The 12,513-nt window shown below is 51.7% G+C and carries 10 protein-coding genes; all 10 read left to right on the forward strand.

Going from position 1 to position 12,513, the window contains the following annotated elements; all coding sequences use genetic code 11:
• The first annotated feature begins 46 nt into the window (after nt 1–46).
• The 10 genes from I2D41_RS09065 (at nt 47) to I2D41_RS09110 (ending at nt 12,469) form a co-directional block, all read left to right on the forward strand.
• Nucleotides 47–574, forward strand: a complete 528-nt coding sequence (locus tag I2D41_RS09065; RefSeq protein ID WP_195246251.1) for a hypothetical protein — start codon at nt 47–49, stop codon at nt 572–574.
• 54 nt (nt 575–628) lie between these two features.
• A complete protein-coding gene (locus tag I2D41_RS09070; protein WP_195246253.1) occupies nt 629–1,306 on the forward strand; it encodes a DUF2786 domain-containing protein in 678 nt (225 codons plus the stop codon).
• Between the two features lie 2,282 nt (nt 1,307–3,588).
• Entirely contained in the window at nt 3,589–3,984 is a 396-nt protein-coding gene (locus I2D41_RS09075; protein ID WP_411161054.1) for a plasmid mobilization protein, read from the forward strand.
• On the forward strand, nt 3,971–5,794 hold the full coding sequence (locus tag I2D41_RS09080; RefSeq protein WP_195246257.1) for a relaxase/mobilization nuclease domain-containing protein: 1,824 nt from the start codon (nt 3,971–3,973) through the stop codon (nt 5,792–5,794). The genes I2D41_RS09075 and I2D41_RS09080 overlap by 14 nt, the downstream gene beginning before the upstream one ends.
• Before the next feature lie 158 nt (nt 5,795–5,952).
• Nucleotides 5,953–6,303, forward strand: coding sequence for a hypothetical protein (locus I2D41_RS09085; RefSeq protein WP_195246259.1), 351 nt, complete (start codon nt 5,953–5,955; stop codon nt 6,301–6,303).
• Nucleotides 6,290–8,119 (forward strand): DEAD/DEAH box helicase, encoded by a 1,830-nt coding sequence (locus I2D41_RS09090; RefSeq protein ID WP_195246261.1) that lies wholly within the window; start codon nt 6,290–6,292, stop codon nt 8,117–8,119. Before I2D41_RS09085 ends, I2D41_RS09090 begins: the two co-directional genes overlap by 14 nt.
• On the forward strand, nt 8,116–8,886 hold the full coding sequence (locus tag I2D41_RS09095; protein ID WP_195246263.1) for a class B sortase: 771 nt from the start codon (nt 8,116–8,118) through the stop codon (nt 8,884–8,886). The genes I2D41_RS09090 and I2D41_RS09095 overlap by 4 nt, the downstream gene beginning before the upstream one ends.
• Before the next feature lie 453 nt (nt 8,887–9,339).
• Complete coding sequence (locus tag I2D41_RS09100) at nt 9,340–9,531, forward strand: hypothetical protein (protein WP_195246265.1); 192 nt, start codon at nt 9,340–9,342, stop codon at nt 9,529–9,531.
• Between the two features lie 48 nt (nt 9,532–9,579).
• On the forward strand, nt 9,580–9,759 hold the full coding sequence (locus I2D41_RS09105; protein WP_195233505.1) for a type II toxin-antitoxin system RelB/DinJ family antitoxin: 180 nt from the start codon (nt 9,580–9,582) through the stop codon (nt 9,757–9,759).
• A gap of 34 nt (nt 9,760–9,793) precedes the next feature.
• The gene (locus tag I2D41_RS09110; protein ID WP_195246267.1) at nt 9,794–12,469 is read left to right on the forward strand and encodes an N-6 DNA methylase; all 2,676 of its coding nucleotides are present in this window, start codon (nt 9,794–9,796) and stop codon (nt 12,467–12,469) included.
• The last annotated feature ends 44 nt before the right edge of the window (nt 12,470–12,513 follow it).

Below are 12,513 nucleotides of genomic sequence, written 5' to 3' on the forward strand. Positions count from 1 at the left end.
CACACGCAAGGGGCGGTGCCGACGCCGTGCGGTTAGGAGGAGCCAGATGGGCTACTACGCATCCGGTATCGGTGAAATAAGGTTTCCGTCCAAGAAAGACCTCGAAGCCGTCATCGAAGAGCTGAAGAAGATTCCCGCTAGCAATAGTTTTGGCGGGACCGAGGAGGATTACCCCGACCATGAGTCATTCGATTTCTGCAAGGTGATGTCTGAACTCGGGTTTGTCACGACTCGTTCCAAGGACGATTTCTATCCTTATTCCTTCGCGATCGAGTACGAATGGGGCAAAATCGGGTCCTGGACGGACGAGCCGTTCAAGGCGATCGGCCCCCATTGCGTCAAGAGCCATTTCAAGTGGAGTGGCGAGGACGGTGAGGTGTGGCTTGAGTCCGAGCTTCATACCGAGAAGGACATGCTCGTCGCCAGCTTCCCGGATGGTGGCGTTGAGTGCTCGAACGGCAGCATGTTCATCAACCTGGCCTATGCGAACCAGAGTTTCCAGCTGTTCATCAACGTCAATGACTGGGGTGTCCCCACAGCCCAGATCACTCGAAACAAGCTGCCTAATCTCTAGAACCGTCAATGGCGAGGGCCTCCGGGTCCTCGCCCCACTCCAAAGGAGATAACCATGAAGAACAGCGACGAGAAGATCAAGAAGATCGTTGCCCTAATCGACGGCGCCGCGACCGAAGGCGAAGCGCGTGCCGCCTCGTTGGCGCTCCAGAGGCTCCTCGTTGCGAACAACCTCAAGTTGGAGGACATCAATCTGGATGATTCACCGGCAGAAGTCGGCGAGGAGGCCTGCGATCTCGGTCGTCGAATTCCCGAGTGGAAGAAAACCCTTGCACTTGTTGTTGCAGCGAACTACAGGTGCGGGGCCTACACGTCATATAGCAACAATGGAAGGACTGTCGTTTTCGTTGGCGAGGGCGAGGATTCAGTTGTCGCCTCGTGCTGTTTTAGGGCGAGCGCCAATGCGGCCGAGAACTGCTTCAGGACCTATTGCGTGCGAATGAAGGCCCTGGGGTACGGGAATGTCTCACGCCAGAAGGGCGTAAAGGGGACGTGGATGCTTGGCTTCATCTCCGGCCTCAAGCGAGCCTATGCGGAGCAGGTCAGCAATGACGAGTCCATGGCGCTCGCGATCGTCGTCCCCGAATCCGTCAACCGTCACATGGATGGGATCGGCTTGAGGACGACCAAGATTAAAGTCAGGACTACTAGCGATCCTTATGTCAAAGCCGACGGCTATGAATCCGGTTATGGGTTCGGCAGAGGCGACAGAGTGACCGCCGCATCGGCATAAGACGAAACGCCGGGGCCGCCAAAAGACGGCCCCGGCGTTTTTCTATTTAACTCGATCTAACGGGCAATGGGGCTCCGGTATCGAATGGGAAACCATTTATCACCGGGCCCCATTGCCCGTTAGATCTTTTGACAAGCTGCTGAAATACGGAATAGGTGAATACATGGACAACGGGAAAAGCGAACTATAGAACTACGTAGTAACGACAAGATGCAATAACGCAAAAGCAGCAAACCGTAACATGCGAACCACGAAACTACGGAATAGCAGAACTATTGAACATCATACCGTTCGGTCCTGAATTTTGTCCGCAAGTGTCGTACGCTGCCGTACAAAACTGCGTTTTGCCCGGTAGCGTACCGCCGCCAAGGGCGGCGCTTGTTAGGGCTCTGCCCTAAAACCCGGCGCCTACGGCGTTACAAAGTTACGTTTCTACGTAGTTGCATTACGCCGTAGTTCCTCTTTGTTGTAATTACGGTATTACATAGTTGAGCAGATCACTATTTACGATATTCAGTCTCTCTACAGTTACGGTTTAACGTTAATGAGTTGTTTGCCAATTATTTCTTTTCGTTGATTTGAAAAGATCGCCGGTCTTCGATCAATTATGAGCACGGCATATTTGGTTTCACATTCAAGGGGCGCCGCAATGGCGCCGGATGGTTGGACCAGACTCCGATCCTGTCGTTTTTGGCCTCATTGCTTGATAGCCAAATTGGAGTCATTAGACTGACGGGAGACGCTTGGTCAATTTGACTCACGGCTTAGTTTCCCTGGTTCGCTCAGGCAGGAGCCCAGGGTCGCTGCCGGTCGTTCTTGGCGAAGGACGTTGGCTAAGGTTTTGGGCGGGTACGACCGGAACTTACATTCTTTGAATGTCCAATAGTGTCGTCTTGTTGCAACTGCGTGGTTACGTTGTTCTGATATTTCGTTGTTACGTAGTTCAGCTATTCAGTTAATGCACAATTCAGCTGTTCACCTTTTACGTTATTCACCTTTTCGGTACGTACGTAACAATGCGCTGCAATTGACCCAAACGGGATATCCGTAACCGACCCAAGCCACCCATATTGTCTTGAGCTCTTAGACAATACGTGAGGTACGGGTTCGTCGAGAAGATTTCGGATAGATTTCGATAGAAAGATCGGCCTCCCTATGCCGCTTGAGTGAGAACAAATAATTGCGATTATGGCGTTAGACGAAGGACGCTACCCAGCGTCGCTCTTGGCTGCGACAAGCTTTCCCCACCTTTCGTATTTCAGTTATTCCTTTACTACGTAACTGCGTAGTTACGTAGTTACGTTATTACGCAGTTGCGTTTTAACGTTAATGAGCTATTAGCCAACATCTTCTTTTCGTTGATTTGGAAAGATCGCCGGTCGTCAATCAACTATGGGCACGGCGCGTTCGGCTTCGCATTCGAGGGGGCCGCAATAGCGCCGGATGGATGGACCGGACTCCGATACTGTCGTTTTTGGCCTCATTGCTTGATAGCCAAACGGGGGTCATAAGGCTAACGAAACGCTTAGCCAGTTTAAACCAAGGCCTAGTTCCCCAGATCGTTTAGGCGGGAGCGCGGGGTCGCTGGTGCTTGCTTTGCCGGTGGGCATCGTCTGGGGTGTGTCGGCGGGTACGACTAGAATCCCATTCTTTGAATGTTCAACAGTATCGTTAAATTGAAGTTGCATTGTTATATAGTTCCGATATTTCGTAGTTACGTTATTCAGCTATGTCACGGTACGGCTGTTCATCTTTTACGTTATTCTCTCTTTCGGTATGTACGTAACGATGCGCCGTAATTGAACCAAATGGGATGTCCGTAATCGACTCCAGCCACCCATCTTGCCTTGAGATTTTAAGCAAGACGTGCCTCATGGGCTCGTCGAGAAACGTTCTGATGGATTTCGATAGAGGGCTGGCTCCTTGTGTCAATCGAGCCGGAATACTGAATAGCGATGACCCCATTAGATCGAGGGCATTACTCAACGTTGCGGCTGACTGTTGCAAGCGTTTCACGCTTACCGAATTTCAATCGTTCGTTTATCACGTTGTTGCGTAGTTACGTGATTACGCTATTCCGCTCTTACGCAGTTCCGTAGTTCGCTTATTACGTTGTTCTTAAATTCGGCTTGTGCGCAATTCAGTAATGGCGTAACCCAGAAATTCCATAGCCATTCACCTGCAAAAACATTGGCACCGCATGTCACCAAGTTGTACGGCACGATACGTGTCGCTGCCCTACGCTTGTTAAAGCATGAGTTAGGAGACGGCGCGTGGGTGAAATGTCCCGTGAGAAAAAGCCAAAAAGGGCCCGTATAGAGGCCAGGAGCACCGTTGAGGAAGCGGAGGCCATTCGTGCATTGGCAAACAGCCTCAACATGAGTGTCACTGAGTACATTCTGTACAAGGCGCTTTACGAGACCAATGCCTCATCAGGATCGGCCTTAAGGGATATCTGGGACGAGCTCTATACGATTTCGACGCAGCTGTCTGAGCTCAATTTAAACGCAAAGGCGATAGCGGGACAGTCGCGCGCTGCCGAAGCGAGAAGGGTGTCTATGGCCATATTCGCAGCAATCGATACCGTCGAGCCGCGTCTGATGGATGCATGCGAGCGTCTCTCGCGTGCAATCGAGGCTGAATATCCGACTGAAAGGAGACGTAATGCCCTTTCTTAAGACGCTCTCGGGTGGCGGAGGCAGCTGTAAACAGATCGATGACTACCTTTCATTTGGGCATCGAAGCACTGAGGATCACGAAGAGAGAATCGAAAAATACCTTGCCGGAGATAAGTCCGCCTCGCGCTCCATGGCGTTCGGCCACTCTCCAGGATTGCCCGACACCCCGTACGGATGGCATAAGGTGATGGATGCGACGAGAAAGAGATTCGGCAAGGATAAGCCCCCAGAGTGGTTTGAGAAGAAAAGGAAATCAAATCCAAATCTCATCTGGAGAAATTACTATCAATGGATTTTGTCACCTGACCCCAGGGACCGCGCGTCGGCAGAGGAGGTTGGCCAGCTCGCCCAGGAGTGGTGTGAGAGGGTATGGCCTGCCGATCGGGGCTGGCAGTGGATCTGGTCCGTACACGACGACAATGCAAGTGGCGTCATGCACGCCCACATAATTCTCAATGCTGTAAATGCGTCCACGGGTCTCAAAGTTCAGATTTCACCTGAGGATAGCGACATGCTCGACCATCAGGCTCAAAAGATCGGTGAAGAGCATGGAATGAATTACTTTCCCGACCTTGCTGATTGGCGCGCAGCAGTACGTGAGGGACGGCAGACCCCCACGATTCAGTCAGTTCGCATGAGTGCGGCCGAGCGCTCACTTAGGCGCCGTGGAGGCCGAAGTTGGGTTGCGGAAATCAGAGACGCCATAGACAGGTCAATCGCAAACAGCTCCAACTGGGATGAGTTCGTAGAGAGGTTCGAGGCCGATGGCTTTACTGTCGAATGGAGCCGCAGGGGTATCGGCTATAGGCACCCCGATAGCGGCGGGCACGACAAGAAGGTACTTGCGTCCTCACTCGGTTCAAATTACGACGAGTTCGGCATTCGTGCCCGGCTGGGAATACCCGTCGATGTTGTAGCCGGGAATATCGAATCAAGAATCTCCGACCGTAAACTGAATGAGGCAAAGGCAAAGAGCCTTGGCTACACTCCGCGAGATAAGGGTTTTGACAATGCTCTTAAGTGGAGGATTGCATCCAAATCGAAGCGCGCCGGCATCGGCGCAATTAGCGCCGGGGTCAAAGCATTGTCCGTTATTTCCGCAAATGGGTATAGCACCGTCTCGGAGGTCGAGGGTGCCTTCAGGTCTCAGATGCTCAAGGTCGAGGCCATGGAGCATGAGGTCCATGAGATCGAGTCATCGATTTCCATTGCGGAGGAGGTTCTTAAACGCTCGGAAAAGATCTCGTCTGCCAGGGCGAGACTTGCCGAGCTGGAGTCGTCATTATCTTTTACGCCGGCAGACAGGAAAGAGAGAAACGCTCTTTTATCCCAAATTGATACCGATACCGCTTTCTGCAGCGCGGCATTATCAAAGATATCTGCCGACGCATTAGGGGCTGAGCGCTATGCCGTCGAAGCGAGTTTAATCCTAGATGGGCTGAGAAACAGGCTTGGTGAGCTCTCCGTGTCGCTCGATAGGGCGCGAGCTGATGCCGAGTCGCTAAATGAGTCTCTCGTTGCAATCGAGGGTTTTATCGGAGTCAGGACAGTGAGGGACCTAAGGGGAGTCCCCTCGGCCGGTGAGTTTCTGAGAAGGTCACACGGCCGGAGACTCAGCGTTCCGACTTCAATCCGGACAAGAGACTCGATTGCGGTCGCCGCCGCATTGGAGTCAGCCGCCTCAAGGCACATTCTTCAGGAGGGCAGTGACCGCATCGAGAGCATTGAGAAGGCGGCGAAATCGCAAATGCCTTCGGTTTACGTCCGTCCCGAAGCCGGAACGGTTTCCGAGAGAAAGAACACGGTTTAAAGATGAACACTTCTTCATTGAGGATTTACTACGAGACGGGATGTATCGACGAAGTGCATATGCCAGATCCGTCTTTTGAATCAGGCGTCGCACTCCAGCGTGAGTACCTCGATATATCTAATCCCGACAGTGGCATATTCCTCGATAGGAGCTATAAGATGCCCGGGGGCGACAATGACGAGTATCGCGAGCTGTGTGACAGGATGCTTGTCGTGAGCTCGGACGACCTAGCGAGGGCCCTTCTCGTCGAGTCCCATGGCCTTGCCCTCCTCACGCGCGACCCTCTATCTGATTTCGATTGCGGTCTATCTATCACGCTGCCAGATCGCCTGGGCTTCAACGATGACGCCTGCTTGATGAACGAGGATTGGTATTTCGGAAACATCCAGAAACTCATTGCCAAGGTTCTTGCGATGGGACCCGCCGCGCACGCCGCGCTCGTCAACGGATTGGCGGCCGGCGTTGAAGGGCTTACCGTTGAGGAAGGCTGGAGCGATGGCACCCGATGAGATTGTCCTCAGGGACTATCAGCAGGAGTGTGTGGATATCTGCGACTCCCTCGAGAGTGGATCGCATCTCGTGCAGATGGCAACGGGGCTCGGCAAGACCGTGACTTTCAGCAGGATCGCCCGGAAGGGTAGGGTTCTTCTGCTTTCACACCGTGAGGAACTGGTTACCCAGCCGGTTAAGTACTACAGCTGCCCGGTAGGCATCGAAAAGGCCGAACGGCACTCGCATGGCGAGGAGGTCGTCTCGGCTTCTGTCCAGACGCTCGCAAATCGACTCGAGAGAGACTTTGAGCCTGGCGAATTCGATATGGTTATCACCGATGAGGCGCACCATGCCCTGGCACCGTCTTATCGTAAAATTTACGACTACTTGAGGCCGCGCCTCCACATCGGGTTCACCGCGACGCCGAGGAGGGGGGACGATCGAGGCCTCGGGGCTGTTTTCGACGATATCGTCTTTCAGAAAGATCTGCGCTGGGGAATCTCCAATGGCTATCTTTGCGATATCGACTGCCGTAGAACCATCGTGGACTGGTCGACGAAGGGCGTCCGTACCGGAATGGGCGATTTCCGGGTAGGAGAGCTTGCAAAGCGCGTTGACCGCCCTGAGACGAACCGTCAGGTCGCAGCTGCATATAAAGAATTCCATATTGGCCAGACACTAGTATTCGCTTCGAGCGTGCACCATGCCTACTCGCTGGCCGAGCTCATTCCCGGCTCTGTGGTTGTCGACGGAAACACGCCGGCAGATGAGCGCCGACAGATCATCGATGCGTTCACGGCGCGAGAGATTCCATGCCTCATCAACTACGGCGTTTTTACCGAGGGCACGGACATGCCACTCATTGAGACCGTGTTGTTGGCCCGACCGACGAAGAACCCATCGCTCTACACGCAGATGGTTGGGCGAGGGCTGAGACTCTACACCGACCCCGTAACCGGCTATGAAAAGAAGTCTCTCAGGCTTATCGACTGCCTGGGCGTATCTGACGATAAGAGTATCTGCACGCCGCCGACTTTATTCGGACTCAACGAGAGGGATTTTCCCGACAGGGTTGGCAGGAAACAACTCGATGGCTCGCTTCTCGACTTGGGAAGAAGAGTCGAGGAAGTGGAGGATTGTCCATCCGGTTGGGTGCTCACGTCGCGCAAGGTCAACGTACTTTCTTCCACTGGGTCCATCGCCTGGGTCGTGCACTACAACGGCGATCGGAATATCGCCGGTCCCGGTGCATCCGACAGGGGGTGGCAGGTCACGCTATACAAGCCTGACCTTCTCGACTGTTGCACCGCGGACCTTACGAGACTGGGGGAGACCCAGCGCAGGTATTATAGGTCGCTTGATGTTGCCGAGCAGGACATACTCCTGTGGCTTGAATCGAATTATGAGACCTCACACGATAGGGCCCTTTGGGACCGTGAGCGCGCGGCAAAATGGGCCGAGGACCCCGCTTCAGAACCGCAGATTGCTTTTATCAGGAGGCTTTTGGGCGATTCTGCAGGTGACTTAGATTACGACGACCTTACCAAGAGGGATGCGACTATACTCATCGAGTGCGTCAAGAGGCGCGCCCAGGAGACGAATCTAAGGAAATACGGAGTCTGCCCGTTGTGCGGTCGCGCGCTGAAGGTGTCTAAGTCCGGCAAGTCCATCGTCTGTGAGTCCAACAGCTGGGAATATAGAGGCGGTTCATTTGCGCTTGCGTCCGGTTGCGGTTTTCAGGTCAAGCGCTTTCATGAGCATGAAGAATATTCGCCTGAAAAGGCCATGAAATGGCCGGGCGTTAAGGAGCATCTTAAGGAGAAGCAGGGATGATTCCCCTCGTAGGTCCGTTCAGCAAAATTGCGAAAAGGCGTTTCGATCGGAATTGTGAGCGCGTCGCATCTGGTAGCAAAAGCTCCACTGCCGTGAAATTGACGGTTGGTGTTCTTGTCGCCTCAGTGTTTATCTTCATATGCCTGGGTGCCGAGATTGTTAGAGAGGCTGCAATCGCAAATGCAGCTGAACAGAAAGCGCAAGCAGACGGCGGCGTGTCTCTAAAAGACGAGAACCCGGACTACGCCGGTTGGCTTACGGTCGAAGGGACCTCGATCTCAACGCCCGTTGTCTCATGCCGCCAGGGTGACCCTAACGGTTTCTACCTCAATCACGGTTTCGATCGCTTACCGTCATTCTCCGGGTGTCCGTATATAGCTGAAGGCTCATCGCCATCAAGTGCAAACATGCTCGTGTACGCTCATAACATGGGATATGGAACTCTGGGCTTTACCGAACTCCAGAATTGTTATCGGACGGATTGTTTTGCAAATATTGGAGCCGTGACATTCACGAACGCAGATGGCAATACCATTCGATATATGCCGTTGCTTGGCATGAGAGTTCCTAAAAACTTTGATCTGCTTCTACGATTTGACTTTGCTGGAGAGTTAGACTTCAAGGCCTGGCTCACTTCATTGGCTGAGCACGCTAGCGCGAAGTCGGATTCCTCTGGTTCCGACTCTGTTATCACGTTGGTGACATGCTCTTCCGCGATTGGCGGCGATCGATACCGCAGCGTTTTGGTTTGCGAAAAGACTTTTTAAAGATTGCAAATCCGCAGAGGGGCTGTCGCCCGCCAGCTCGCGAACAGCGTCTGCAAGAGCCGTATCAGGGGCATGTTCAACGTCCCGCCCGCCTTACATGGACTATTAGGATGCCGCAGCGGCATAGGAACGGTAGAATGTTTGCACCGTGATATACGAGAAAGAGTGCAACCATGCCTTCGAACATACCAGCCACGACGATCCGGATAGAGCCGGAGGTCAAGAGGGAGAGAGTAGATAGGCGCTTCGCACCTATGGGGATTGCCGCTGGGCGGTGGTCCTAATTGAAGCGGCTTGACATCATAGGGCAAATTGGCAGAGAGCATCTGACCTCAAATATCGAAAATGACGAGTTCAGCTACCCAAAGTCCTTTCGGAACAAGGGACAAGCAATATCCTCCTATAAAAAGGAATCGAGGACCTATAGCGAGACGGTGGACCTGCGCTTTGAGAGTGTCCACCAGGCACCTCGGCGCTTACCTCGACTGGTTCCGCTGGTGCCGCACCTTCATGGCAACCGACTCCCGCACGGCGGAGTCCACGGTCGCTCGTCAGCTCGCCAACGGCTCCTGCGCGACCCGCATTCGTGACATGTTCAACGTCCTACCGCCCTATATGGACTACTGGGTATCGAGGGCGGCTTAGTCCGTTAAAATGGTGGCACCGTGGTATACACAAGAGATAGGAGCCGCCATGCCGTCGAACATACCCGCAACCACCATCAGGATCGAGCCGGAGGTGAAGAAGGAGGCGTCCGCCATCCTCGATGAGCTCGGTCTGTCCATGTCCGCGGCGATGAACATGTTCCTCCGAGCGGTGATCCGCGAGGGTGGCATGCCGTTTGAGATGAAAGTAAATAAACCGAATGAATAATACGGCGAATAAAGCAATCTGCAGAGAAGAAGATTTGAGTAATGAAGCATCTGTAGAGCAGTTTTTTGTAGACAGGCTTCTCAAGCGCCTGGGCTGGTCAGACAGTCAAATAAAAACAAAGGAAAGCATTTCGGCACTCAATGTAAACTTGGGCCGAAAGAAGATACCTTACAAGCCCGATTACGCACTTTCGTATAGAAGAAAGGTGCGTTTCGTCATTGACGCCAAATCAACCAAGGAAGATCTAGACGATTGGGTCGGACAATGCTCAAGCTATTGCCTCCTAATCAACCAGGGTTATAAAGACAATCCAGTCCAATACTTCGTTTTAACGAACGGCTTGAAAACGCAGCTGTACAGATGGGATAGTGCAGAGCCCGTTCTCACATTGTCTCTTTCTGATATGAATAAGGGCTCCAAGGCCTTCGACACCTTTGCCGGATACCTGTCACCGCGTTCTTTTAACACGACTCCTCCTACTGAGCTCTCGAGTGAAAAAGAGGAAGAGCGCATCGTGTTGAAGCAAATCGGGCCCTCTGCGGTTAATAAACTATTCGGAAGCGCACATTCCTATATCTATAAGCACGAACATCTCAGCTATGGAGCCGCATTCACTGAATTTGTGAAGGTGATTTTCCTAAAAATGACCTCCGATAAAGAAGCTCATGAATGCAGTGAAGGATATGAAACGGATGAAGGTTACTCGGTGCCAATTTCACGAGCTAAATTTTCATCCCAATGGATAAAAAAGGCCGAGGAAACGACCCCAAATCCCGTCAACACGATTCTTTTCGCTAAGTTGGTAAAGAACTTCGAGGATCTGATTGCCCAGAAAAAGAAGAAGCGCATTTTTGAACCCAACGAGAAGATACGTCTATCCGCAGGAACGATTAAAGAACTTGTTAAGCGATTTGAAGGAGTTGATCTTCATCTAATTGAAGACGACCTCAACGGACGCATGTTCGAAACGTTTCTGAACGCGACTTTAAGGGGTAAATCACTTGGGCAGTATTTTACGCCGAGAAGTATTGTTGATATCGCTGTAGGCCTCTCAGACCTGCACGTTGGTAGAAACATCTCCGATTGCTCACAAATCATTGATGCGTGCTGCGGCTCTGGCGGGTTCCTTATTGGGGCCCTGAATGGCATGTGGGAAAAAGTTGATTCCAATGCCTCTCTGTCGAAGAGAGAAAAACAGGAAATCAAGAAAAGCATTGCCGAAAATTGCATATGGGGCATCGATGCGGCTAGGGATCCAGCTTTAGCACGTATTGCTCGTATGAACATGTTTCTTCATGGAGACGGCGGTAGCAAAATCTTCCAGCTAGATTCCCTTGATAAGAACATCACTGTAGAAGAGGACGCGGATTCGCTCGAATTAAGGAGCGAGAAAAAGGAATTTCGAGATGCAATTTCCGGGCGTAACGGCTATTTCGACTTGGCGCTAACCAATCCGCCGTTTGCTGCGGAGTATAAATGCTCCGAACCGTCTGATTTAACCCTTCTCAAAGATTACTCCATCGCGCATCGTCCAGATGGAAATGGGGTCTCGAGTTTGCGTGGAACCGTACGCTCAAGCGTTTTATTCATTGAACGCTATTACGACATTCTAAAGCCTGGTGGTTCTTTAATAACCGTGCTAGACGATGGAATACTTGGAGGTGAAGACACTTCTTACGTCAGGGACTGGATCAGGAGTCATTTCATCGTCAAGGCAGTTATATCGCTCCCCGGTGACGCATTCCAACGCTCTCAGGCAAGAGTCAAGACATCGCTGCTCTTTTTGCAGAAGAAGATAGATGCCGCCCAGGATCAGCCACGAGTCTATATGCGATACTGCTCGTATGTGGGGCTAGATAGTCCAAACAGGGAGAGAGTTCTTCCGTCTGACGCAATTACAGCGCAAAAGGCGAAAGAAGAGATCACCGATATCGTTAATGGATATAAAGCATTTTTAGATGGTGACCCTGAAATTGCTCGACTGTATTCGGTTGATCCAAAACGCATAGAAAACCGGATGGATGTAAAAGCCACGCTTCTTGTTGCCGGCAGAAACGTCGAAAAATGGAACGAACGTGGTTATAGAGTCCGTGCTGTCAAAGACATTGCTGAACCCATTTGGGCTTCCGGTGCCGCTTGTGAGGGCCGAGCGGGTGACCTCTTTTACACCAGAGGGGATAACAGGAAGAAGAAAGTCACCTTTGCAGTTGTTAGGTATGACGGAACGATTGCCGCGGGTGATGAATCTTACGCAGAGGATGTTAGTTATGAACAGCTTTTTAAGCTAAAAAAAGACGATATCGTTCTAAGTAACATCAACGCCGTTAATGGCGCCGTTGCCGTTGTCGATTCAAATACAGCTGGTTTATACGTGTCCTCTGAATATACCGTTATTCAGCCAAAAGACCCATTGACCGTTTATACGCTATGGTCGTTAATCAGATCTGATACAGCCCGCTCAGATTTGATATTGCTTTCCACAGGTATCGGAAGGACACGAATTTCTTGGGATGTCCTTGGTGAGCTACAACTTCCGATTCCCAATCTAAAATCGATGCGGGTTATTCAAGAAAGAATGGAGGAGCTAGCAGAAACCCGAAAGAAGGCGGCAGCGCTTCTTGAAGAGGTTAGCCAACTGGTTAACATTGATATCTGCAACTCAGACGAACGTGCTTTGTCAGTTTTAACAGCATTCAAACCTCCGAAATAAACTAATGCCCGAGAACAAAAACGAATTGCTCTCGGGTATTTTCT

The organism is Collinsella aerofaciens, from assembly GCF_015552075.1.
GTDB classification, from domain to species: domain Bacteria; phylum Actinomycetota; class Coriobacteriia; order Coriobacteriales; family Coriobacteriaceae; genus Collinsella; species Collinsella aerofaciens_Y.

Coding starts and splice junctions, on each gene's coding strand:
- I2D41_RS09065 (WP_195246251.1), top strand. CDS start 47: ATGGGCTACTACGCATCCGGTATCGGTGAAATAAGGTTTCCGTCCAAG.
- I2D41_RS09070 (WP_195246253.1), top strand. CDS start 629: ATGAAGAACAGCGACGAGAAGATCAAGAAGATCGTTGCCCTAATCGAC.
- I2D41_RS09075 (WP_411161054.1), top strand. CDS start 3,589: ATGTCCCGTGAGAAAAAGCCAAAAAGGGCCCGTATAGAGGCCAGGAGC.
- I2D41_RS09080 (WP_195246257.1), top strand. CDS start 3,971: ATGCCCTTTCTTAAGACGCTCTCGGGTGGCGGAGGCAGCTGTAAACAG.
- I2D41_RS09085 (WP_195246259.1), top strand. CDS start 5,953: ATGCCCGGGGGCGACAATGACGAGTATCGCGAGCTGTGTGACAGGATG.
- I2D41_RS09090 (WP_195246261.1), top strand. CDS start 6,290: ATGGCACCCGATGAGATTGTCCTCAGGGACTATCAGCAGGAGTGTGTG.
- I2D41_RS09095 (WP_195246263.1), top strand. CDS start 8,116: ATGATTCCCCTCGTAGGTCCGTTCAGCAAAATTGCGAAAAGGCGTTTC.
- I2D41_RS09105 (WP_195233505.1), top strand. CDS start 9,580: ATGCCGTCGAACATACCCGCAACCACCATCAGGATCGAGCCGGAGGTG.